This window comes from Neisseria sp. S1, assembly GCF_048060015.1.
Classification (GTDB): domain Bacteria; phylum Pseudomonadota; class Gammaproteobacteria; order Burkholderiales; family Neisseriaceae; genus Neisseria; species Neisseria arctica.
In genome coordinates this window covers 300,598-321,675 of the sequence record NZ_JBLUPI010000001.1, presented here as the reverse complement: position 1 = coordinate 321,675, position 21,078 = coordinate 300,598, and the positions used below count along the sequence as shown (strand labels likewise).

Below are 21,078 nucleotides of genomic sequence, written 5' to 3'. Positions count from 1 at the left end.
TATGGCATTGGCAGTATTAGGATTTTTTGTATTTATCACAAAAACAATCCCAGCCCAAGAATGGGAAGAAAGCAACGGTTGGCGGCATCCTACACAGGCTACGATCGGCACGGATAATCCGCCTAGTCAATACACGGGCCGGGATGCTCAAACCATTGTTATCAATGCCGAGCTGCGCCCAGAAATAACGGGCGGTGATTTGAGTATTGAGGTTTTAAAACATATGGCGGATATGGGCTGCCCTTGGCCGCTGATACGCGGCAACGGCCGCTTTATGGGTAGCTACGTTATTGAGAGCATAAGCAATAAACAAAGTAATTTAATGTATGACGGCAAAGCGCGCAGCATATCTTTTAGCATGACCTTGAAAAAAGTAGCAGACCAGCCGTTCGGGCTACGCGGTGAGGCGTTGGGTTTGGCCGTCGGTATGGTGCGCGCGCTGGTGGGAGTTTAAAAAAATGAATATCCCCTTTAAAGTTTTTACGCTTTACGGAAATGCCCATGCAGACAAGATTTTCAGGTTTACGCTGCCTGCGGGTGCCGATTTTTCGGGCGCTGATTTTAAAATGAGGATTGCCGCGGATAGCGGCGAGGAAATTGAAAAAAGCACGGCGGCCGGAAATATCACCGTAAATGGCTTGGACGTTACCGTTAAATTTGAGCCTGACGATACCCGTGATGCAACATGGAATCAGGCCGTTTACGACATGTTTAAGATGCAGCACGGCCGGCAAGTGCCGGTTGTGCGCGGGTTGGTGATGTTGGTGGAGGCAGTTACGCGATGAGTCAAGAGATAATTAATGTCGAGCAGGTAGACGCTGGCGTGATAGACGTTTTAATCACCGACGGAGCGGCGGTACCGGTACAAATCGAAACCAACAATTATTTTTTGCTGCTGCCAAAAATCAGCGATACCGGCACATGGATAATTAACGGCAAAGATAGCGGCATACGAGCAGTAGGCAGGGATGGACAAAGTATCTCGCCCGAAGTGGCCGCAGAAATCAACCGCCGGGCAGAAGCAGCAGAGGATGCGGCGGCGGCGGCCGTTGCGGCTGCCAGCACGGCCGCTGAAAAAGCAGATGCCGCAGGACAAAGCGCAGAAGAATCCAATCTGTCCGCTGTTGCTGCTAAACAGCTTGCAGCGGCAGCGGCGACAGAATCGCAGCGGGCGGGTGTGCTTGCACAATCTGCCGGGCAATCTGCAGCATTGGCCGCCGAAAAAGCAACGGCGGTGGCAGAATCAGCAGGGCAAGCCTTGGATAATGCCAATCAGGCGGCTTTGTCTGCCGATGTTGCCGCTGCTAAAGCAGTTACGGCGGCGGCCGATGCCCAAGCCGCAGAGCAGCAGGCAGCCGGCGCATCTGCGGCAGCAATGCAGGCGGCCGGGTCGGCATCGACAGCCGCATCATCTGCCGCAGCGGCCGAACAATCAGCCGCGGTCGCTGTTGATAAAATCGGCGCACTGCCTAAATTCACAGATTGGCAGAGCGGATACATTCCGCGCTCGGAATTTCAGACAGTGCCTCAAAATGGACAATGGGTACAGATTAACTTTCCTCGGCCGTTCGAGCGGCGCCCGAATTATATAAATATCGAAGTTGATATTCAGTCGGTATCGGTGTTTTTGCAGTATAAAGGCAATGTAACCGCTACCGGGTTTCAGATTGGCTCAAATTATGCGGCATCGATTCAGGGAGTGTTTTTTAGTGCCGGCATTATCGAGTAGGAGTAGCTTAGGTGCTTAATTTATCCGATATTCAGGCGGCCGCTGCGAAGCTGTTTAACGCTATTACGTCAAGCGGCAATCACTTAACGCCGGCTGTGATGCTGCAAATCAACGGGCAGCCTTTCGGCAGCGGTACCATGAGCCGGATTATCAGTGTGCAGCTTACCGATAATCGCGGCTTTGAGGCCGACGAATTAACGATAGAGTTAGACGATACCGACGGTCGCGTCGGTATCCCACCGTTGGACAGCAAAATAAAATGTTGGTTGGGATACCACGAAACCGGCGTCGTGTATAAGGGCGAGTTTAAAATGTCCGAATTTACCCATAGCGGCGCGCCGGATAAATTAAGCATCACCGCGCGCGCCGCAGATTTAGCCGATACGCTTGCCGAGCAGCAGGAGAAAAGCTGGCATAAGTTAACTTTGTATCAAATCGTTGAGCAGATAGCTAAGCGGCACGGCTACCAATACCGAATTGCCGAAGACTACAAACAAACCCAAATCAGCCATATCGACCAAACCAGTGAGAGTGATGCCAGCTTTTTAACGCGGCTGGCAAATTTGCACGACGCGATCGCTACCGTTAAAAACGGATTACTGTTGTTTATGCCTAAAGGCCGGGCGCAAACCGCATCCGGGCAACCCGTGCCGGCGGTAGAGTTAACCCGCCGAAGTGGTGATAATCACAGCTTTACTTATAGCAATACCGAGGCTTACAACGCTGTGCGTGCCTATTACATTGATAAAAAAACAGGTAAAAAAGAAGAGGTTATTATCAATAAAGATAATGTGGTGCCTGTTAAAAAAACACAAACTATTACCAAGAAATATAAAACCAAGCGAAAAGATGGGAAAACACATAAAACCACAACCAAGGTAGTTAATGTAACCAAAGTTGTATCGGCAGACGGCTTGAAAATAAAAACGCTGAGGCATTTGTATGCAAGTAAGCAGGCCGCCGAAAGCGGCGCGCGTGCTGCCTTTAAGCGCATCAAACGAGGCGCGGCAGAATTTAAAATTAATTTGGCCGCCGGGCGTCCGGATATTTACCCGGAAACCCCTGTAAATGTTAGCGGATTTAAAGACGGAATAGACAACGAAAAATGGCTGGTGGCGCGCATTACCCACAGCGTAGGAAACGAGGGATACACCTCGACACTTGAGCTTGAGAGCCTGTTGGATTTAGGGTAAATTGTAACTGTAATTATTTTTTAGGGGGAGTGATGGACGGAATAACGACCGCTTTTAAATTTTTCAGCGTGGCGATATGGCTGGTTTTTATCGGTGCGGCAAGTGTCGGCGTGATGGTAGGTGTGTGGCGGCGCCATTGGGTAGTTGGTCGCGGGTTGGTGGAAACGCCAAGGCAGGCAGATAAAGAGGCTAAAAAATGGGGCTTTACTACGGTTGCCGTGATTTTGTCATTGGGGTTGCCGGCGCTGATGCTTTTTTCTTGGTTGAGTTTTGTTTAATTAATAAAAAAGGCCGTCTGAAATTCAGGCGGCCTTTGTTTTTACTCGATCCTTAATATTTCGCCGGTTTGCAATAAGGTTTCAAAACCATCGGCGGTTAATAATACGGTATCCATTGTTCGTGCTTTTTCAATCTTTTTTTGTCCTGCGCGAGGCCCGCAAACAAGATAAGCCATATTTTCAGTCATGTCGGAAGTTACCCACATTCCGGCGGCTAAGGCTTTTGATTCCATTTCTTTTTTGGTTGCGGCCGGAAATCCGGTAAAGTAAATTTGAGGTTTGCCATATAAATCTTTAAAAGAGTATCCGAATTTTCGGTCGGGATAATACAGCGGTAGATATTTTTCATAAAAAGCGCGGGATGTATAATGTTGTCCGTCTGATAAATCGGTTATCCCGCTATTTCCTATTACTTCAAAATTAAAAAGCCGTTCGCATTTATCGTTATCAATTACCCATCTTTTTAAACAATATCCCCAAAGATATTTTTTATTTAATCCGTTTAATACTACAGGCCGGATAAAGCCGTTATATTCAAAAGTAATTAATTTTCCAAATTGTGAGAAATCAACATCTTTAAATAGCTCGATAGCTAAAGATTTATAAGCTTCCATGTAAGCCTACTCCAACCATTCTTTTTTCATGGTGTGTACAAGTTTTATTTGTGCTTTGTTATGGGTGGGATTATTTGATGCTCCGTAAACTACTATTGCTCCAGCAGTTGCTAACATGGTAGATAGAAGGCGGGGGCATTTTTGGCGGGCAATTTTGAGTTTTGAAATATAAACATTATGATTTTCAGGTACTGACAAATTGTTTAATTTATCTTTTAAAAAATCAAATAGTGGTTGGAGTTTTTCGCCGCGTGCCGATAGATTATTATAGTTTTCAGATTCTGATTCAATTTCGGCGATTTGCTCAGATAAAGTATCGGCACCGATTTCGCGCAAGATAAATTTTTCTATTTGCCGCCGCCTTATCCAATTCTTGCGTTGTTTTTTGGGATATGCAATGTATAAAAGTGCCTCAATTCCGCTTTGGTTTTTGTCGATAAAATTAATAATATTAAGCTTGTAATCTTCCATTTTTTCCCCTTATTGAAAAACACAATGCCGTCTGAAATCTAAATAATTTCAGACGGCATTGTGTTTCAAGAAACTCGGCTGATCTTTGTATGGCATGAGCCGATAATCTCAAATTGCTCGGCTAGTTCTGCCGGGTCGATGGTTTCGGGTTGGTAGAGGCTGTTGTCGCTGCTGATGCGGATACGGCCGTCGGCCAGCCATTGCAGCCGTTTAATCCGCAGGGCATCGCCGAGGCGGAGCACAAACACGCCGTCGCCTCGTGTAACCGCCCGATTGATAAGCACGATGTCGCCGTCGATTAGTCCGGGCATCATGCTGTCGCCTTTGATTGGCAGGCAGGCCAAGTTTTTGAGGTATAGGCCCTCGCGTTTAAGCCATGCGGCATCAAAAGGTACATGCTGGATGATGCGTTCGTCGTCAAAAAAGCTACCATTGCCGGCGCTGGCCGGCGTGTCGTAAAGTGCAACAGAGATGAAATTTGCAGTTTGAGAATTTTTAACTAATTCAGGTAGAGAATCAAAATCGGCTTGAAGATAGACGCGATCAAAGTATAAAGGGTCGAATACGCGTATGTGGGCGTTTCCGTCAACATCGCCAAAAATTATCCAGTCCAAAGGAATGCCGTGGGTGCTGGCTAAATCTGCGCAGAGTTGATAAGGGATTGAGTTGCGCTTTATAGCTGAGCTTATTCCTGATTCTGATAGCTGTAGGCGGTTCGCTAATTCTTTAGACGTAGATACGCCTAATATATATTTGATGCGTTCAAATACATCTGCTGCGGTAGTGCCAAAAAAATTAATTTTATTCAAAATCAGCGCCTTGCAAAGCATATTCTCAAAATGCGTTGCATAATACGCAATATGCGAATAATATGCGGATGTCGAGTCCAATTATTTGCAATTGCATATTATGCAGAAAGGCTATTCTACAATGAATGATACAAATGTCAAAGAAAAGCGTACATATCGGCGCTTTCCTGTGCTTCAAACAGTTGTCAACAATCCAGATGAACTGGCGCTGATTAAGGCTGCGGCAGCAAGTACGGATGGCAATGTGAGCGCGTTTTTACGTCGTTGCGCGTTGGAAGCTGCTAAAAAAATCATGTGTGCATCTTAACCCCGTTTCAGACGGCGGAAAACCAAGAATAACGGGGGGTAATCATGGATGCGATCAAGCAATCGATAAAATCAATGTGTCAAAGTGTGGCTGGTGGTTACGCCACGATGGCGGCTATGCTCGGTTTGAGCAGTAAGGCCGCCCTCGAAAACAGAATCTACGAAGTCAAAGGGCAGCGCGTAAGCATCGAAGAAGCCATGATGATGCAGCGGCTTGCGGAATCTACCGCGTTTGCCGAAGCGGTAGCGGCCGAATCGGGCGGCGTGTTTGTCAAATTGCCGGATGCAGACTTAACCGAAGAAGATATACAAGCGGTTTTTATGTCGCTTTCGGAATCGGTGGGGCTGCTCGTCAGCGAGTGGAAAAAAGCCACTGAAGACGGTGAATTAAAGCCGGCTGAGGAAAAGCGGCTGCGTGCCGTTAAGCGCAAAATCTGCGGGCAATCTGCCGCCATTATTGCGCTCACCCGGAAATACTACACGCGGGAGGGTGAATAATGCCGATTAAAAACCGCAATCAACACGATCCGGATAGATTCCGAGTTCACATCGCCTGCCCGTGTTGCGAGAGCCGTTGCCTGATAAGGGCGAGCGAGCGGCAAACCAAACTTAGCCGTATGAGCTATATCCGTTGTACCAATGCTATCTGCGGATGGACGGGGCTGGCGGTTACGGAAATCCTACGAACAGTATCACCGCCAAGCCGGTTTGTTGATGGCACAACTGCGCCGCCATTGGCGGAAGATGACATCTATGCCGAGGCAATCGCCGCCGAAATCGAGGCGGAAAAGCAAGAATCATTAATCTAACTGCCGCGCCGAAATGGCACGGGTTGGGCTTTTTGCGCCTTAATTTTTTGAAAGGCATTAAAAAATGCAGGAAAAACAATCATTTGAATATGGCGGAAGAATTTACAAAACCAAGGCGCACGCCAGCGCGATGGTGCAAATCAACCGTTTGTTGGCGGCTAAAGCCGTTAAACCGGCGGATTTGCCGGTGCAGCCGGTGCGCGAGCAGGCGGCGGAGAGTGTGGAAGTTGGTCGGTTGCTTAACAACGCGCAAGCCCACGGGTTGAGCGAGTTGGCGGGCTTGCTGTTGGACAGCCAGCAAACCGTCCGCACTGCTAACGTGTTGATTGCCAATCTTGATCTTGGCATTAAGCCGTTGTTGTTGCCAGAAGTCGGGATGCTGTTGGCGGAAATCGACCGTATCAGTGCAGAGGCGTATGCGGCAGCGGCGCGGTTAAACGTGCCGGCGGTACGAGAGGATTTGAGACGGCGGGGCTTGGTTAAAGCGATCAACGACCGCCGGGCAGATGAAGTAAAAAAGTTGGTAATGCAACAATCAGGCGATAAGAGGGGGCGCGCGGCATGAGCGGCGAAACATTTAAAAATAAAGCAGATTTGCAATTTGCAATCATGCGGGCCGCAGAAAAAGCGACCGAAGAAGTAAGAAAAACAATGGAAAAACATTTGGCCGTATCGGATGAATTGTGGCGGCTAACCAATGATGCGATTAAAGCCGGATTGGGTGTGTGCCTGCCGTCTATGAGGTGGGTAACTTATCCGGCAATCGTGATAACGGCAGAGACGGATGAAGACGAAGTAATCGGGCAGCGTGTAATTGAAGAGTGGGCAGTTGCTGCCGGCGGTGCGATAGAAACATCGGTTCGAGAATCGAAAAGCGCGGTTTTTGACGCGCGGATGCCGGATAAAGGCCGAATTGTAGTTACTTTAACGCGGGAAATTTTGGAGTAATAAAAATGAAAGAACCGAAACAGTTTTACCAGTATTTGTATTTGGTTTTAGCGGCAGCGGTGGTGCTGCTGTCCTGGGTGGTGCAGCGCCCTCTTGTGGTTTCGGCGGCAGAAGCGGCGGCTGTAACGGTATCGGTGGAAACCGACAACAGCGAGGCAGAGTGGCAGCGGATTTATGGCGGTATGTCTGACATTGAGCGGCTGCGTGGTGATGCCGAGGCGGTAAGGTGAGGGCGGATTATGAAACAGTTTTTAAAAGCGTTGGCCTGTGAATTAGGGCTTTTGATGGTGGTTTATCGGGATTTAAAGGAGTTGGAAGAATGATTAAAAAAGTTATGAATCATGAAGAGTGGGGTGAGGATTTACAAATCGGCCGGGTGGTGAAAACGGCGTCGGGTCATGTGGAAGCCGTGCTGTTTGGCCGCCCTGAAATCAAGTTTACGGCGCGAAATTTTGCGGCCGCAATGGCCGAAATCCGCCGCCAGCGCGGATATCCAATGGCTTATTTTATGTAAGGATAAAAAATAAAAAATGAATAAAGCGATCAATTACGGCAGTGTGTGCTCCGGAATCGAGGCTGCAAGCGTGGCGTGGGAGCAGCTAGGCTGGCGGCCGGCTTGGTTTGCAGAGGTTGATCCGTTTCCGGCGGCAGTCTTGGCGCATCACTGGCCTAGCGTTCCTAACCTTGGCGACATGACAAAGCTGCCAGAAAAAATTTTAGCGGGCGAGATTAGCGCCCCTGATATTTTGGTCGGCGGAACCCCTTGCCAAGCATTTTCGGTTGCGGGGGAAAGAAACAGTTTGGATGACGAGCGCGGAAATTTAACGCTTGTATTAGTGAGGATTTTGAATGCAATTGACATTGTTAGATCAAGAGCCGGGCAGCCGCCATGCATCTTGGTGTGGGAAAACGTCCCTGGCGTGCTATCCACAAGAGACAACGCATTTGGATGTTTTTTGGCGGCACTTGCTGGCGAAGAACAGCCGCTTGAGCCGGCAGGGAAAAAGTGGACAAACGCAGGTGCTGTGTTTGGACAATCTAGGAAAATCGCGTGGAGAGTCCTCGACGCTCAATTTTTCGGAGTGCCCCAGCGACGCCGAAGAGTCTTTCTTGTGGCAAGTGCTGGAGACTTGCCCGTCGCCGAAATACTTTTTGAGCGCGACCGCGTGCGAGGGGATTTTGAGACGGGCGAAGAAGAGAGGCAAAACCCTACCGCCTTTGTTGAAAGCAGCTTTGGAGCGTACGGTGAATCAAAAGTCGGCGGAACATTAAGGGCATCTGGCGGAGCTATCCAAGGCGGCAGCGAAACATTACTTGTCATAAACGGCCGACAAGACCCTTGTGTATCAGACAAGGCACACACGCTTGATTGCCAGCATAACGGCATGACAAACGTTATTGCAATTGCTGGCAACATTATCAATAGAGACCCTGATAAAAATAGTGGCGGCAATGGGGTGGGCGCGTCTGATGATGGAATCATGTATACATTAAAGGCATCTGATGTCCATGCCGTAGCTGATACTTATCAACAAGTACGCCGGCTAACTCCCATTGAGTGCGAGCGGTTACAAGGATTCCCGGACAACCACACGCGCATACCGTGGCGTGGGAAACCAGCCGAAGATTGCCCGGACGGCCTGCGTTATAAGGCCATTGGTAACAGCATGGCTGTGCCGGTTATGAGATGGCTTGGCGTTCGAGTGAGTCGGGCGATTGGGGGGTGATGTGGCGTATCAAAACAGTCGGGCAGGTCGCAGCGAGCGTGTGGATTTTGAGAATTGGGCGCATAAGCGCTTTGATTTGGCGCGCGACGGCCAGTATGGGCAGTATGTCAATCAGTTTACCGGGTTGATGTGGGATGCTTGGCAGGCCAGGGCAGATATGCCGGTTCGCCAAGATAATGCTCGGTGGGTTAATTGCGGAGAGCGGCGGCCTAAGCCGTTTGAGCAGGTTTTATTTTTTGCCGGTTCGGTTGTTTTATGTGGTTTTTTTGATGGTGGGTTTTGGCAGACTTTGGACGGATATCGGTACCGGGCGGAATCGGTGAGCTTTTGGCAGCCGATGCCGGGTATCCCGCTGGGGGTGTTGGCATGATGCACGCGATTAATCTGCAACGCGGAAAGTTGTTTGAGTGTGGTCGCTGGCAGTTGCCGTCTTTTGATTTGCAGCGGGCTATAAACAAGCATTTGCCGCCGCGGATTGAGCAGCGCGCGTTGGCGAGATATTTGCGCCACGCAAACAGGCCGTCTGAAAATCCGCGCCGTGGTTTGGCGGATGATCCGCAAGAGGCTGCGGCAGCGGCAGAGTTGGCGCAAACAGTAGGTTATTTTGCAAATTTGCCGGACGGGCTTTTTGGCACTAGCTCCGATATCGATATCCGGAACTTTGCCGAAAAGACGGCGGAAAAATTCAGGCAGGCGGTGCAGTTGGGCATTGGTCTGCCGGAGCTAATTGGCCGGGCGTTGGCGTTGGGTATCGACACGGCCCGGGTTTTTGAGCGAAAAACGCCCAAAGGCATTTATGCACGCTTGCAAGATGATTTGTTTTGGCGTCGGCAGTTCCGCCGTTTGGTTGCCCGTGCATTGGAGCAGGCGTTGCGAGATGTCGGATTGGTATCGCGTGCGACCGGGTTGTATGCGAGCAATGAGGCTGTAAGCCGGGCGCGGGCAAGTAGGGCGCGCAATGCCGCCTTGATGGCGGCCGTAAATATGGTGAATGAATTAGGCCAGGAATTTGCTTTGTCGGAATTGGTAGAAAAATCAAATGCTAATCCGGCAATCCGGCGGGCTGAATTGATGGTGCGTATCGCGGGGTTTGAAGAGGTGGCGCGCGGGGTTGGGCATGTGGGCGAATTTATAACGATTACCTGTCCTAGCCGATTTCATGCGGCGTACGCCGAGGGCGGTCAGGAGAATCCGAACTACGACCACTCAAGCCCGAGAGATGCTGCAGCTTATTTACAAAAGGTGTGGAGCCGGGTGCGCGCGCAGCTCAAGCGTGAGGGAGTAGAGTTTTACGGGTTTCGTATCGCAGAGCCGCATCATGACGGTTGCCCGCATTGGCATGGGTTGTTTTTTATGTCGCCAAAACATCGGCTACGGTTTCGGCAGGTGTTGGCAATGCACGCATGTCGTGAGGATAGAGGCGAGCTAAATTTGAGATATTGCCGGAGTGCATCCGAGGCAAGAGCAGAGGCGCGGCGGCGGCAAGAGGCTATGAGTGAGTGGATGCGTCCGGCGGGAAAAAAAGTCCCGACAATTGCTCAAATTATGGCCGATATAAAAATCGAGGATGATTTTTGGGCTGCTCAAAATTTTAAGGATTGGAAAGGTAAAAAAGCCAGCCGTCGGGTGGATTTTGTTGATATTAACTGGCAGCGGGGTACGGCGGCGGGCTATATCGCAAAGTATATCGCTAAAAATATTGATGGGCGCCGGCAAGATGGCGAGTCTGCCGGTAATGATTATGAGGCGGCCGGAGAAGAGAGCTTTATCGAGACTGCCGAGCGTGTGTATGCGTGGGCGAGTACTTGGGGAATCCGCCAGTTCCAGCAGGTTGGCGGTGCGCCGGTGAGTGTATGGCGGGAATTAAGGCGGTTGGATGTGTCTGAAGATGATTATAACGATGTGATCGTCCGTGCTGCGATGGCGGCGGATAGTGGCGATTGGGCAAAATTTACCGCCATTATGGGAAATAGCGGCCGCCGTGCATTAATGCCGTTGGCTTTATACAAGGAGGACGGAGTTGGCGAGAATAAATATGGAGAGCCGCGCGCGGATTCCATCCGTGGTGTGATTGAAAAGGCTACCGGTCTTTACAAGATTAGTCGCATCCATGAATGGGTTTCGGTTTTTAACGGCGGCAAAGCCGCCGCTTGGACTTGTGTCAATAACTGTACGAATCGCGATTTGCCAGCCGGCAAAGTGTATACGGCGCAGGAAATCGAAGAAATTATTAGTCGGTGTGAGCCGGTTCCTTTAAGCGACATTGATTTTATAAATGGGAAGCGAAAATTAGATAAAAAAACACCGTGGCACTTGACTGAAGAAGAGGCCGAAGCCGCGATTGAAGAGGCTAAAGCCGATTTGATAAGACAAGAAGAGGACAGCGAGTGGCGGCAATATGTCAAATCGTTAGCAGGTTTGAAGCAAAAAACATCGGCGGCAATCTGTAAGCCTAGCGGATTAATACCGCCGGAGCCGATCGGCGTCGGGGATATTGGAAAAACACGGCTGCGCCGGCTGCTGCCATTGCCGGGAAAAGGCAAAACAGTTGCACAAATAAGGGCGGAAAGCCGCGCGCGCATTGAAGCGGTCGAGACGTGGCTCGAAGATTTGGCGGATTTGGAAATTGAAATGGATTTGTAAATCATGGTTTTTGATTTGGATGTGGGGGAATAAGATGGGTATTTTTTTATCGCCGGGTGAAATTGAAGAGTTAACAGCTTATAAGAGGCACGGCAAACAAATTGAGGCGCTGCGGGCTATGGGTATCCCTTGCATGATTAATCAAGCGGGCCGTCCGATTGTGGTTCGGGCGGTTATTGAGGGAGTGTCAAGTAAAGAGCGACCACAAACGGACGGTCGCTGGAAAAGCAAAAAAGCAAAATGAAAAAAGTAACAAAGCATCTGCCGGCGAGAATGAGGCAGAAAAAAACAAGCAGCGGGCGGATATATTACTACTACGACACTTGTGAGAGTCCGCGTAAATGGCTGCCGCTTGGCAGTGATTTTTTAGCTGCGCTTAAACAATATGCGGATTATGAGCGCGAATATTCAGACGGCCTGTTGCAGCAAATTAATCAGGCTACTACTTTTAAGTATGTAGCTGATAGATATTTTGCCGAGGTGGTGCCTACAAAAAGCGTCGCCTCTCAAAAAGACAATGCAAGAGAGCTTTTAAATCTGATGGCTTTTTTCAATGATCCGCCTGCGCCAATTAATGAGATTAAGCCTGTACATATCCGTGAGTATTTGGATTGGCGAAGTAAAACCGCTAAGGTGAGGGCGAATCGTGAAATCGCGCTGTTTTCGCACATTTTTAATAAGGCTAGAGAGTGGGGGTATACGGCAAATGAAAACCCATGTAGAGGAGTGAGCCGAAATAAAGAGCATGGCCGCGATGTGTATATAGATGATGATGTATTTTGGCGAGTTTACGGCCAAGCGGAAAGGCATATTCAGTTTGTTATGTTGATCGCTTACCTTATTGGGCAGCGTGTGGCCGACTGCTTAAAAATAAAAATGTCAGATATCAAAGACGGAGAAATTTTCATTCAACAAAACAAGGTAAAAACCCGGCTGCGAATTAAGATTATCGGAATATTAGGCGACGTAATCGATAGCTTAATAAAAGAGCGTGGCGATGTGCCACATGATTACTTATTTATTTACTTGGGTAGCCGTGAAAGTTTAATTGGAAAACCGTTAACGGTGTACATGTTGCGCGGTGGTATGGATCGGGCGAGGGCAAAAGCAAAGGTAGCTAAACAAGAATTCCAATTCCGAGACTTGAGGGCAAAAGCCGCAACTGATAAAGACGAGTTGCAAGGCGTAGAAGCCGCGAGAGAATTGCTAGGGCATGTTAACCAATCAATGACTATGCACTACATCCGAAACAGAAGAGGTCGATTGACAACGCCAACAAAATAGCCCGATTGGGCTATTTTTTTTGATAAGAAAAGGGGGAAATGTAGAACAAAAGAGAAAATGTAGAACAAAAATAAAGTAAAAATAAAAAAACAAACCGCCTGAAAGCTAAGTTTCATGCGGTTTTGTTTGGTGGGTCCGGTGGGGTTCGAACCCACGACCAAGGGATTATGAGTCCCCTGCTCTAACCCCTGAGCTACAGACCCTTTTAAGTTTTACGCTAAAGACTGTTAGTATAATATAAAAAAATAAATCCGACAATGTTATTTTGTTATTCTATATCAGAAAATAATAAGCCACTTTAGCCGATGAAGGCACAATACAAATAAAAAATAGAATAATAGGGTAGTATCGAAGTGATATGTACCGGGGTATGCAGCGGCATAATTAGAATAATTTATCTGCTTGTTTCCTATAAGTATTGGTATTACTATGGCTGATAACCATATTTTGGAGATCAAGTAAGGAAATTTTATCGTTAGATGACTTTTTTTGTTTTGATCGCAAAGATTTTTAGGCTGAAACTGATTTGGCCGTCAACATTTTTTATTCTTAAGAGGAGTATACACATATGAGCGAAGGCGAGCATATTTCACCAAGTGCCAAGGCTGCAATTCTTTCAGAAGCCCTACCATATATCCGTCGTTTTTCAGGCTGTACCATTGTGATTAAATATGGCGGTAATGCGATGACAGAGGAGCACTTGAAAGAAGGATTTGCAAAAGATGTTACCCTGCTTAAGCTTGTCGGTATCAATCCGGTAATCGTGCACGGAGGCGGGCCGCAGATTAATCATATGTTGCAGCGGGTGGGAAAGGAAGGGGAGTTTGTCCAAGGTATGCGGGTAACTGATCCGGAAACAATGGAGATTGTCGAAATGGTGCTGGGCGGCCATGTGAATAAAGAAATCGTTTCACTTCTGAATAAGCATGGTGCGAAAGCGGTCGGTATCACCGGGCGCGATAATCATTTTATCAAAGCGAAAAAGCTATTTATCAATACGCCGGAACGAAACGGTGTTGATATTGGCCAAGTGGGGATTGTCGAGAGTATTGATACCTCTTTGATCAAGGGAATGGTAGAGCGCGGATATATTCCGGTAGTGGCTCCGATTGGTGTAGGCAGGCAAGGTGAGGCTTTCAATATTAATGCCGACTTAGTTGCCGGAAAATTGGCCGAAGAACTCAATGCTGAAAAATTAGTGATGATGACCAATATTACTGGTGTCATGGATAAAGAAGGTAATCTGCTTACCAATCTGACTCCGAAACGTATTGATGATTTAGTTGCCGATGGTACGCTTTACGGCGGAATGCTGCCGAAAATCAGTTCTGCGATTGAGGCGGCGACCAATGGTGTGAAAGCCGTACATATCATTGATGGGCGGGAGTTGAACGCTTTGTTGCTGGAAATTTTCACCGATAAAGGTGTCGGTTCGATGATTTTAGGGCAAGACGAATAAAACCTGCGGTTAATGATTGGTGATAAGTGAAAATGCCGTCTGAAAATATATTTTCAGACGGCATTTCGATTGGTAGAAAACCATAGGAGTAATTACTAGTTTAAGATTTATCTGTTGTATGGTTTTCTTGTTTGGTACTTTTCACCAGTTGCCCTGCAGTATGTACCGGAAAAATAAGGTTAAGCGGATTGGCTTTGATTTGGGCCCAAACGGTTTTTAGTAATTTGGAGAGGCTGTCGATTTTGGCATCTCGTGAGCGAAGGGCAACCCATAATGCGAGAGTAAAGCTGACCCAGAGATTGACCACCCCGATTAGTAATACCCCTAATAAGCTCCATAAAAAGGCCAAGAAGCCGATATTGCCACTGACAGCGGCATAGCCGATATTGGCTGAAGAAAAGGCCACATGACGAATATCTAGCGGGAGGCCTAAAATATGGCCTACCCACCCGGTCATGCCCAAAAGCATACCGAAAATAAAGTTACCGGCAAGCGAACCGTATTGGCGGTGGAGGTAATCGGCCAGTTTGGCACGAGGCCGTGACGGAAGCAGCTTGCGCAATAGTGGTTGCACGGTCAATCTGCGGCGTAAGTCAAGATAATTGGCACGGTTATCGAAAAAGCCGGAAATGATACCCGAGCAGAAAAGCCAAATGCCGGCAATACCCGCATAAAGTAGTGTCGGCTGGGTAAAGGGTTGAATCGACTTGATTTGATAAGCTACCGCATTTTCATCAAGAAGTGCAGTGCCTGTTGTTTTAGCAAAAGTAAACGCAATGAGCGCAGCTAAAATGATAGAAATACTGACATTGCCAAATACGGCGATACTTTGCGAGCGGCCTACGTCTATCAATAGGCGGGAAAGTCTTTGTTCGACTGCCCTGCCTTTTTCAGTACGTTCAACTTCTTCGGCAAAGCTTGCCGCAGTCATTGCCGGTTGTTTGGTAGCAACCGTAAAATGCAGCATATGAATCAGCATAAAGCCTAACCCGTAATTCAAGCCGCTCAGAAACGAGGTGGTAAATTCACCGAATCCCATATTGCCGATGTGCATTTTATTTAATGCCATCAGAGCGATTAAAACACCGCCGCCTGCCGCCGATCGCAGCATCCGCCAATATTCGCTGCGGTTGCGCGTAATATAGTTTTCTCCGCGCCCGCTGGTATTTTCGGTAATACTTTTTGCCAGCATTTTGATGCTACGGCGGCGCAAGAGAGAGGTACTGTGCTGTTCTACGGCTGCAATGGTAAGGTTGTCGAGCAGCTGCAGGCTCAAACGCATACGCTTACTATCATCCGTTTGGGTTTGAATGCCGAGCAGTAGATTGAGGCGGTCAAGTGTTTGGGACAGACGCTCAAGCAGGTGGGCGACTTTCACGGAAGACCCGGCACCCGCTCCAGCGCCTTTTCGGCGTAGCCGGGCAACGGTATCACGGCTTTGCTGAAGCATAACTTCGATATGTGCGGTATCGTAAGGCGTGTCGTTATGTTGGTAGTGGTCTATCAAATCGTTGACTTCGTGTTGAAGTGCCAAAAATGCAGAGTTAACTTCCAACAGCTTAGGTTCTAAGCGGATCAGGTCGGGTTCCAATGCTTCGGCAGCTATCCAAATGGAGAGCATTTCCAAAGCATGCAACCGTGACTGGGTGATTTGGCGCCGGCTGGATTCGATTAGTGAGGGGGCGGCTTTTTCATGAACGAGCGTGTAAAGATTAAGCCATTGGCGTAAGCCGGTATTTTGTAACCATTGGTCGTCGCCGGAACGGAAAAGGTATAGAAAAACGTCTTTGAGGTTTTTCAAGTCTTTAAATGAAGGGGAGAAGCGTTCGTAAAGTCGCATCGCCATTTCGCGCCCGAAACCGTTGCGAGAAAAAATACCCAAGCCGACTAAGGCCGGATAAACGTGGATACTTGACAGCCATTGGTGCAACCGTTCGCTGAAACATGTGCCGATTTCGTGATTATTTTGCAGAATTTCTAACAGTATGTCGAAACGCTCATTGGCCTGTGTAGGCTTCCCGCGGCGTAGAAAACTGATTATATGTTTCAAGGTGTCGGCAAACTCGGGTTGTGCGAGAGAATCGACCAATAAGTTTTTCAGGTGGGCGGATGCGTTTTTTTTCATTGGCAGGTTAACAAGTTAAAAACTATTGATGTGATATTGGGGTGGCGGTAATGATTTACAACCCTAAGGGCTGCTGTTATATCGTATCTGAGGGTTTTATTGTTATATAAACGTATTTATTCAGTGCACTTTAGATAATATAAAAGATAATATAAAGTATGTTGATAAATATTTTGTTACTGAGTTTTTTGTATATTATTATTTAGATTGCTGTATTTTTATAGCCAAATGCCGTCTGAAACAACAGTTTTAGTTTTCAGACGGCATTTGGCTATGATTTTCATCATGATAACTTGCATATTTAAAGTAAGTGTTCATAATAACAAGTTAATTTTTTACAAGCTGTTTTTTTAAACCATTGGGATATTTTGATATGGCCGGTTGCTGTAGAAAAAAACGGCGGGGAATAGGGCCGGAAGGAATTGCTTGACTTCCGGTTATGTTGTGTAAGGGAGCAGGCGTGTTTCGCAGTATCAATGTAGTGAGTGGTGAGGTTTTGTTTGAGCGTGAGCCGCAAACGTGGCAGGAGTTTTTCAAGCAGTTTCACCGTTTACGTGTAAAGCAGCAAGAGTATGCAAGTTTATCCGTGCCGCAGCGTACTGCTTTGTTGTCGAAGTTGGCTGACAAACTGAGTTGCCACCGAGAGCGTTTGGCGGAAATGATTTGTGAAGAAGTTGGCCGCTGTTTGCGCGAATGTTTGGCAGAGTTGGACAAATCTATTGAGCTGATCCGCTATTACGTTCGCTTGGCTCCCGAACTTTTGGCACATAAAACCATTGCTACTCAGGCCAGTTTGAGCCAGGTGCGGTTCGAACCTTTGGGTGTGGTATTGGCAGTCATGCCTTGGAATTACCCGGTGTGGCAGGTATTGCGCTTTGCCGTTCCCGCTTTATGTGCCGGTAATGCTTGTGTAGTCAAACCTGCGCCGAGTGTGGCGGGCGTAACCGCTGCTTTATTTGAACTGGTAGGCGATGATTTGCCTTTTCAGGCGGCATGGCTTACCGACAACGATACTTTAAAAGCCATAGAAGTTTGTGATGCATTGGCATTTACAGGGTCAACCGAAACAGGCAGGTATTTGGCTGCCCATGCAGGCTGGCACCTGAAAAAAACCGTTTTGGAACTCGGCGGTAGCAACGCTTTTATTGTGATGCCGGATGCGGATTTGGAACAGGCAGCCAAAGATGCTTGTTATTCGCGTTTTAGAGATGCCGGGCAATCATGCAATGCCGCCAAGCGCATTATTGTGACGGAGGCGGTGGCGGAAGACTTTATTACCTTATTTTTGTCTGAGTGCGCAAAGCTGAAAATCGGGAATCCTAAACATCATGAAACCAGTTTGGCACCTTTGCACCGCCAAGATTTACGTGAGCGTGTACATGCCCAGGTGGAGGATGCTGTTAAAAATGGCGCGGAACTGTTATGCGGCGGTTATATCGAAAGCGGGCCGGGGTGGTTTTATCCGGCTACCGTATTGGATAAGGTAACGCCTGAGGCCAGAGTGTACCGTGAAGAGGTGTTCGGGCCGGTAGCCGTTTTGTTGAGGGCGATGAATCCCGAACATGCGGTAGAGCTAGCCAATGATAATCCGTTTGGGCTGGGAGCAAGTATTTATTCGGCGGACGAAGCCGCGGCTTGGCGTTATGCGGAAAAATTGCAAACCGGTGCGGTTTATATCAATCGCCACACCAGTAGCGACTTAAGGCTGCCTTTCGGCGGGGTAAAGGCGTCGGGTTATGGGCGGGAACTTTCCGAGTTCGGGCTGTATGAATTTGTAAATGTAAAATCTTATTGGCAGAAATAGTATGGTAAAAATATTGGGGCGGGTCGGGCTGTTGGCAGTGTTGGTTTCAGGCTCATTGATTGCGCGTGCGGAGAATGTTTCCAAAGTATATTTTAATCCGCAAGGGCAGGTAACTGAGAATATGTCGGCAGTTGCTTATGTACGCAAGTATTCGGTGAATAACGGTCTGGCCGATGCACAGGACTTCTATTATCCGTCATTGAAAAAATATTCCGATCCGTATCAGGTTAGCGCCAGACAGATTAATAATTTCGTTCCCGTATTGAATAACGGTGTGCTTACTTTGTGGCACTTTAACGGCCAGAAAAAAATGGTGGGAAGTTACCGTAACGGAAAACCCAACGGACGTTGGAGCAACTGGTATGCCAATGGAAAGTTGTTGGCAGTTATGCCCTATGCAGACGGTAAAAGCGAAGGTGTCGGTTCCCGTTATTACCGTAACGGCAATAAAGAAAGTGAGATCACTTTTAAAAATGACCGTGCCAACGGTTTGTGGCGGCAATGGTATCCGGACGGCAGTATGAAAGCCGAAATGAATGTGGTAAACGACAAACCCGTTACCATCGTTACCTGGAACGAAGACGGTAAGTTAACTTCAGAGTTGGCAGTAGAAGACGGCAGACGCAGCGGCATTGTTTTAGACTGGTATGCTGACGGCGCAAAAAAATCGGAGTCTGTTTACCAAAACGGCGCCTTGGTCAAACGTACTGTTTGGGATGAGGACGGTTATATTGTCAGCGAAGAGTAATAAAAAATTTGAGTCTACAGTATTAAAGGCAACTGCTTAGATTATTTTTATTTTCAGACGGCCCGGATACTTATCCGTAAAATATAATTACTGGCTTTAGCGCCATGATACCGACGATTCATGAATATTCTTAAAATTCAAAACCTGAATGCTTTCTTTCCCGGCAAACAAGTTTTACATGAAATTAATCTAAACGTGCGCTGCGGTAGAAAATTGGCGATTGTTGGTGAGAGTGGCAGCGGCAAAACTGTATTGGCACAAGCCATCATGCAATTGAATCCAGCCGTATCTTTTCAAGGCCGTCTGAATTTCAAGGGAGAAAATCTGCTGGATAAAAGTCCGCGCCAACTGCAAAGGTTACGGGGGCGGGAAATCGGTATGGTATTCCAAGAGCCGATGACGGCACTTAACCCCATTATGCGCATCGGTAACCAAATTGCCGAGGTACTGACACTACATCTGGGATTGCCGAAAAGGGAGGCATGGCATCGTGCGGTAGAACTGTTGGCGGAAACCGGCATTCATAATCCCGAACAAAAAGCTTTTGCTTATCCGTTCGAACTTTCGGGCGGCCAAAGGCAACGCGCTATGATTGCTATGGCAGTAGCCGCCGAGCCGAAGCTTTTGATAGCCGACGAACCGACTACCGCATTGGATGTTGCCGTTCAGGCGCAGATTTTAGATCTGCTTTCCCGCCTGCAGCGTACCCATAACATGACATTAATTTATATCAGTCATGATTTAAATTTGGTACGTCGTTTTGCCGATGATATTGCAGTGATGAGGCGGGGTAGAATAGTCGAGCAGGGAAGTGCGGAAAAAGTTATAAATGATCCGCAACACGAATATACAAAAATGCTGTTGGGTATCGGGATGCCGCGTAAAACCAATCCGTTGCCGAAAGATGCCGGAACCGTATTGGTTGCAAAGGATATCAGTGTATCGGTAACCCAGAGGGCAGGTTGGTTTACCAAACAGAAGCATACTTTGCTCGCACCTTTGTCGTTTGAATTAAAAGAAGGAGAAACATTGGGCATTATCGGCGAGAGCGGTAGCGGAAAAACCACGCTTGCCAAAGCAGTGATGCAGCTGATGCCTTATGAAGGAGTTGTGTCGGTTAATGGTGAAAAATGGCAGCCTAAGCTGCGCCAAAATATACAAATGGTGTTTCAAGACCCATTCGGCGCGTTTAACCCCCGTATGAACGTATTTGATATCCTATCGGAGCCTTTACGTGTCCAAAATACGGCTGCCGGAAAAGCCGAAATACACCGGAGAGTATGCGAAGTATTGCAACAGGTTGGTTTGGATAGCGATATTCTAAACCGTTATCCGCATGCGTTTTCGGGTGGCCAGCGGCAAAGGCTGGCTATTGCGCGTGCGTTGGCGGTACGCCCAAAAGTGTTGGTATTGGATGAGCCGACAAGCGCACTTGATGTACAGTGGCAACAGCAGATTTTGGAATTACTGGGCGAACTGCAGGCTAGGTACGGTTTAAGCCTGATACTGATCAGCCATGATTTGGCTGTTATCCGCTCATTGTCACATCGCGTGTTGGTGTTGAAAGATGGGTGTGTCGTGGAGCAGGGTAATACCGATAGGATATTTGCCAAACCTGATGCGGATTATACGAAAAAACTATTAACTTATGCGGCCTCTTGAAATTTTGCGGCTAAAGCCCTATTCTAGAAAACGAGTAAACACAAATTCGAATGAGCACTCATTCATCACATAAGGAAAATATTATGAGCGATTTAATCGTGCACGCTACCGATGCAAGCTTTGAACAAGATGTACTGAAATCAGACGTTCCCGTATTACTTGATTTCTGGGCACCTTGGTGCGGCCCTTGTAAAATGATTGCTCCGATTTTGGATGAAGTGGCTGCGGAATTTCAAGGCAAATTGAAAGTCGTTAAAATCAATATTGACGAAAATGAGCAAACTCCGGCGCAATTCGGTGTACGCGGTATTCCAACTTTGATGGTATTTAAAGACGGTAAAAATGTCGCTACCAAAGTAGGTGCTTTGGCAAAAGGCCAATTGGTCGCTTTCGTTAACGCCTCTATCTAACGGATTAAATTTATAACCAAAGGCCGTCTGAATTTTCAGACGGCCTTTTTATGTTTCAA

At 47.7% G+C, this 21,078-nt stretch carries 26 protein-coding genes and 1 tRNA gene; 22 read left to right on the top strand and 5 right to left on the bottom strand.

Annotation, left to right across the window (positions count from 1 at the left end; genetic code table 11):
* Position 1: 1 nt before the first annotated feature.
* The 5 genes from ACEPPX_RS01640 to ACEPPX_RS01620 are packed head-to-tail and all read left to right on the top strand — an operon-like array spanning position 2 to position 3,200.
* A complete protein-coding gene (locus tag ACEPPX_RS01640) occupies positions 2-454 on the top strand; it encodes a phage tail protein (RefSeq protein WP_416622683.1) in 453 nt (150 codons plus the stop codon).
* 4 nt (positions 455-458) lie between these two features.
* Positions 459-785 (top strand): hypothetical protein, encoded by a 327-nt coding sequence (locus tag ACEPPX_RS01635; protein ID WP_416622682.1) that lies wholly within the window; start codon positions 459-461, stop codon positions 783-785.
* Positions 782-1,729, top strand: a complete 948-nt coding sequence (locus ACEPPX_RS01630) for a hypothetical protein (protein WP_416622681.1) — start codon at positions 782-784, stop codon at positions 1,727-1,729. The genes ACEPPX_RS01635 and ACEPPX_RS01630 overlap by 4 nt, the downstream gene beginning before the upstream one ends.
* Positions 1,730-1,740: 11 nt before the next feature.
* Positions 1,741-2,922, top strand: coding sequence for a contractile injection system protein, VgrG/Pvc8 family (locus ACEPPX_RS01625; protein WP_416622680.1), 1,182 nt, complete (start codon positions 1,741-1,743; stop codon positions 2,920-2,922).
* 32 nt (positions 2,923-2,954) lie between these two features.
* Positions 2,955-3,200: a hypothetical protein gene (locus ACEPPX_RS01620; protein ID WP_416622679.1), complete on the top strand. Its 246-nt coding sequence runs from the start codon at positions 2,955-2,957 to the stop codon at positions 3,198-3,200.
* Between the two features lie 41 nt (positions 3,201-3,241).
* Here the strand turns inward: ACEPPX_RS01620 and ACEPPX_RS01615 are convergent, their stop codons facing one another.
* The 3 genes from ACEPPX_RS01615 to ACEPPX_RS01605 form a co-directional block, all read right to left on the bottom strand.
* Entirely contained in the window at positions 3,242-3,814 is a 573-nt protein-coding gene (locus ACEPPX_RS01615) for a BRCT domain-containing protein (protein ID WP_416622678.1), read from the bottom strand.
* 6 nt (positions 3,815-3,820) lie between these two features.
* Positions 3,821-4,285, bottom strand: a complete 465-nt coding sequence (locus ACEPPX_RS01610; protein WP_416622677.1) for a hypothetical protein — start codon at positions 4,283-4,285, stop codon at positions 3,821-3,823.
* Between the two features lie 65 nt (positions 4,286-4,350).
* The gene (locus ACEPPX_RS01605) at positions 4,351-5,115 is read right to left on the bottom strand and encodes a LexA family transcriptional regulator (protein WP_416622676.1); all 765 of its coding nucleotides are present in this window, start codon (positions 5,113-5,115) and stop codon (positions 4,351-4,353) included.
* Between the two features lie 100 nt (positions 5,116-5,215).
* Between ACEPPX_RS01605 and ACEPPX_RS01600 the strand changes: the two genes are divergently transcribed.
* The 12 genes from ACEPPX_RS01600 (at position 5,216) to ACEPPX_RS01545 (ending at position 12,811) form a co-directional block, all read left to right on the top strand.
* A complete protein-coding gene (locus ACEPPX_RS01600) occupies positions 5,216-5,401 on the top strand; it encodes a DUF1778 domain-containing protein (RefSeq protein ID WP_416622675.1) in 186 nt (61 codons plus the stop codon).
* Positions 5,402-5,445: 44 nt separating this feature from the next.
* Positions 5,446-5,898, top strand: coding sequence for a YmfL family putative regulatory protein (locus tag ACEPPX_RS01595; protein WP_416622674.1), 453 nt, complete (start codon positions 5,446-5,448; stop codon positions 5,896-5,898).
* Positions 5,898-6,209: an ogr/Delta-like zinc finger family protein gene (locus ACEPPX_RS01590; protein WP_416622673.1), complete on the top strand. Its 312-nt coding sequence runs from the start codon at positions 5,898-5,900 to the stop codon at positions 6,207-6,209. Before ACEPPX_RS01595 ends, ACEPPX_RS01590 begins: the two co-directional genes overlap by 1 nt.
* Positions 6,210-6,273: 64 nt before the next feature.
* Positions 6,274-6,774, top strand: a complete 501-nt coding sequence (locus ACEPPX_RS01585; RefSeq protein WP_416622672.1) for a hypothetical protein — start codon at positions 6,274-6,276, stop codon at positions 6,772-6,774.
* Positions 6,771-7,157 (top strand): hypothetical protein, encoded by a 387-nt coding sequence (locus ACEPPX_RS01580; RefSeq protein ID WP_416622671.1) that lies wholly within the window; start codon positions 6,771-6,773, stop codon positions 7,155-7,157. The genes ACEPPX_RS01585 and ACEPPX_RS01580 overlap by 4 nt, the downstream gene beginning before the upstream one ends.
* A 5-nt stretch (positions 7,158-7,162) precedes the next feature.
* Positions 7,163-7,387 (top strand): hypothetical protein, encoded by a 225-nt coding sequence (locus ACEPPX_RS01575; RefSeq protein WP_416622670.1) that lies wholly within the window; start codon positions 7,163-7,165, stop codon positions 7,385-7,387.
* 89 nt (positions 7,388-7,476) lie between these two features.
* Complete coding sequence (locus ACEPPX_RS01570) at positions 7,477-7,671, top strand: hypothetical protein (RefSeq protein WP_416622669.1); 195 nt, start codon at positions 7,477-7,479, stop codon at positions 7,669-7,671.
* A gap of 16 nt (positions 7,672-7,687) precedes the next feature.
* Positions 7,688-8,884, top strand: a complete 1,197-nt coding sequence (locus ACEPPX_RS01565; RefSeq protein ID WP_416622668.1) for a DNA cytosine methyltransferase — start codon at positions 7,688-7,690, stop codon at positions 8,882-8,884.
* A gap of 1 nt (position 8,885) precedes the next feature.
* Positions 8,886-9,254, top strand: coding sequence for a hypothetical protein (locus tag ACEPPX_RS01560; protein WP_416622667.1), 369 nt, complete (start codon positions 8,886-8,888; stop codon positions 9,252-9,254).
* The gene (locus ACEPPX_RS01555) at positions 9,251-11,527 is read left to right on the top strand and encodes a replication endonuclease (protein WP_416622666.1); all 2,277 of its coding nucleotides are present in this window, start codon (positions 9,251-9,253) and stop codon (positions 11,525-11,527) included. The genes ACEPPX_RS01560 and ACEPPX_RS01555 overlap by 4 nt, the downstream gene beginning before the upstream one ends.
* Before the next feature lie 34 nt (positions 11,528-11,561).
* Positions 11,562-11,771, top strand: a complete 210-nt coding sequence (locus tag ACEPPX_RS01550) for a DUF4224 domain-containing protein (protein ID WP_416622665.1) — start codon at positions 11,562-11,564, stop codon at positions 11,769-11,771.
* Positions 11,768-12,811: a tyrosine-type recombinase/integrase gene (locus tag ACEPPX_RS01545; protein ID WP_416622664.1), complete on the top strand. Its 1,044-nt coding sequence runs from the start codon at positions 11,768-11,770 to the stop codon at positions 12,809-12,811. Before ACEPPX_RS01550 ends, ACEPPX_RS01545 begins: the two co-directional genes overlap by 4 nt.
* A gap of 127 nt (positions 12,812-12,938) precedes the next feature.
* Here the strand turns inward: ACEPPX_RS01545 and ACEPPX_RS01540 are convergent.
* A tRNA-Ile gene (locus ACEPPX_RS01540) sits at positions 12,939-13,014 on the bottom strand.
* A gap of 365 nt (positions 13,015-13,379) precedes the next feature.
* Here ACEPPX_RS01540 and argB point away from each other — a divergent pair.
* Positions 13,380-14,270 (top strand): acetylglutamate kinase, encoded by an 891-nt coding sequence (gene argB, locus ACEPPX_RS01535; protein WP_416622663.1) that lies wholly within the window; start codon positions 13,380-13,382, stop codon positions 14,268-14,270.
* 100 nt (positions 14,271-14,370) lie between these two features.
* Here the strand turns inward: argB and ACEPPX_RS01530 are convergent, their stop codons facing one another.
* On the bottom strand, positions 14,371-16,395 hold the full coding sequence (locus tag ACEPPX_RS01530) for a site-specific recombinase (RefSeq protein ID WP_416622662.1): 2,025 nt from the start codon (positions 16,393-16,395) through the stop codon (positions 14,371-14,373).
* Positions 16,396-16,855: 460 nt separating this feature from the next.
* Between ACEPPX_RS01530 and ACEPPX_RS01525 the strand changes: the two genes are divergently transcribed.
* The 4 genes from ACEPPX_RS01525 to trxA all read left to right on the top strand — a co-directional run bounded on the left by ACEPPX_RS01525 (position 16,856) and on the right by trxA (position 21,019).
* Positions 16,856-18,199: an aldehyde dehydrogenase family protein gene (locus ACEPPX_RS01525; RefSeq protein ID WP_416622661.1), complete on the top strand. Its 1,344-nt coding sequence runs from the start codon at positions 16,856-16,858 to the stop codon at positions 18,197-18,199.
* 1 nt (position 18,200) lies between these two features.
* On the top strand, positions 18,201-18,947 hold the full coding sequence (locus tag ACEPPX_RS01520) for a toxin-antitoxin system YwqK family antitoxin (RefSeq protein WP_053008361.1): 747 nt from the start codon (positions 18,201-18,203) through the stop codon (positions 18,945-18,947).
* Between the two features lie 120 nt (positions 18,948-19,067).
* Complete coding sequence (locus ACEPPX_RS01515) at positions 19,068-20,609, top strand: ABC transporter ATP-binding protein (RefSeq protein WP_416622660.1); 1,542 nt, start codon at positions 19,068-19,070, stop codon at positions 20,607-20,609.
* An 80-nt stretch (positions 20,610-20,689) separates the two neighbouring features.
* The gene (gene trxA, locus ACEPPX_RS01510; protein ID WP_075968094.1) at positions 20,690-21,019 is read left to right on the top strand and encodes a thioredoxin TrxA; all 330 of its coding nucleotides are present in this window, start codon (positions 20,690-20,692) and stop codon (positions 21,017-21,019) included.
* Positions 21,020-21,078: the final 59 nt, after the last annotated feature.

What these genes read in the sequence shown, in the direction of transcription:
- ACEPPX_RS01590 (WP_416622673.1), top strand. Translation starts at nt 5,898, where the DNA reads ATGCCGATTAAAAACCGCAATCAACACGATCCGGATAGATTCCGAGTT.
- ACEPPX_RS01595 (WP_416622674.1), top strand. Translation starts at nt 5,446, where the DNA reads ATGGATGCGATCAAGCAATCGATAAAATCAATGTGTCAAAGTGTGGCT.
- ACEPPX_RS01555 (WP_416622666.1), top strand. Translation starts at nt 9,251, where the DNA reads ATGATGCACGCGATTAATCTGCAACGCGGAAAGTTGTTTGAGTGTGGT.
- ACEPPX_RS01550 (WP_416622665.1), top strand. Translation starts at nt 11,562, where the DNA reads ATGGGTATTTTTTTATCGCCGGGTGAAATTGAAGAGTTAACAGCTTAT.
- ACEPPX_RS01610 (WP_416622677.1), bottom strand. Translation starts at nt 4,285, where the DNA reads ATGGAAGATTACAAGCTTAATATTATTAATTTTATCGACAAAAACCAA.
- ACEPPX_RS01565 (WP_416622668.1), top strand. Translation starts at nt 7,688, where the DNA reads ATGAATAAAGCGATCAATTACGGCAGTGTGTGCTCCGGAATCGAGGCT.
- ACEPPX_RS01530 (WP_416622662.1), bottom strand. Translation starts at nt 16,395, where the DNA reads ATGAAAAAAAACGCATCCGCCCACCTGAAAAACTTATTGGTCGATTCT.
- ACEPPX_RS01635 (WP_416622682.1), top strand. Translation starts at nt 459, where the DNA reads ATGAATATCCCCTTTAAAGTTTTTACGCTTTACGGAAATGCCCATGCA.
- ACEPPX_RS01580 (WP_416622671.1), top strand. Translation starts at nt 6,771, where the DNA reads ATGAGCGGCGAAACATTTAAAAATAAAGCAGATTTGCAATTTGCAATC.
- ACEPPX_RS01600 (WP_416622675.1), top strand. Translation starts at nt 5,216, where the DNA reads ATGAATGATACAAATGTCAAAGAAAAGCGTACATATCGGCGCTTTCCT.
- ACEPPX_RS01545 (WP_416622664.1), top strand. Translation starts at nt 11,768, where the DNA reads ATGAAAAAAGTAACAAAGCATCTGCCGGCGAGAATGAGGCAGAAAAAA.
- ACEPPX_RS01585 (WP_416622672.1), top strand. Translation starts at nt 6,274, where the DNA reads ATGCAGGAAAAACAATCATTTGAATATGGCGGAAGAATTTACAAAACC.
- ACEPPX_RS01620 (WP_416622679.1), top strand. Translation starts at nt 2,955, where the DNA reads ATGGACGGAATAACGACCGCTTTTAAATTTTTCAGCGTGGCGATATGG.
- ACEPPX_RS01605 (WP_416622676.1), bottom strand. Translation starts at nt 5,115, where the DNA reads ATGCTTTGCAAGGCGCTGATTTTGAATAAAATTAATTTTTTTGGCACT.
- ACEPPX_RS01570 (WP_416622669.1), top strand. Translation starts at nt 7,477, where the DNA reads ATGATTAAAAAAGTTATGAATCATGAAGAGTGGGGTGAGGATTTACAA.
- ACEPPX_RS01640 (WP_416622683.1), top strand. Translation starts at nt 2, where the DNA reads ATGGCATTGGCAGTATTAGGATTTTTTGTATTTATCACAAAAACAATC.
- ACEPPX_RS01575 (WP_416622670.1), top strand. Translation starts at nt 7,163, where the DNA reads ATGAAAGAACCGAAACAGTTTTACCAGTATTTGTATTTGGTTTTAGCG.
- ACEPPX_RS01630 (WP_416622681.1), top strand. Translation starts at nt 782, where the DNA reads ATGAGTCAAGAGATAATTAATGTCGAGCAGGTAGACGCTGGCGTGATA.
- ACEPPX_RS01615 (WP_416622678.1), bottom strand. Translation starts at nt 3,814, where the DNA reads ATGGAAGCTTATAAATCTTTAGCTATCGAGCTATTTAAAGATGTTGAT.
- ACEPPX_RS01515 (WP_416622660.1), top strand. Translation starts at nt 19,068, where the DNA reads ATGAATATTCTTAAAATTCAAAACCTGAATGCTTTCTTTCCCGGCAAA.
- argB (WP_416622663.1), top strand. Translation starts at nt 13,380, where the DNA reads ATGAGCGAAGGCGAGCATATTTCACCAAGTGCCAAGGCTGCAATTCTT.
- ACEPPX_RS01520 (WP_053008361.1), top strand. Translation starts at nt 18,201, where the DNA reads ATGGTAAAAATATTGGGGCGGGTCGGGCTGTTGGCAGTGTTGGTTTCA.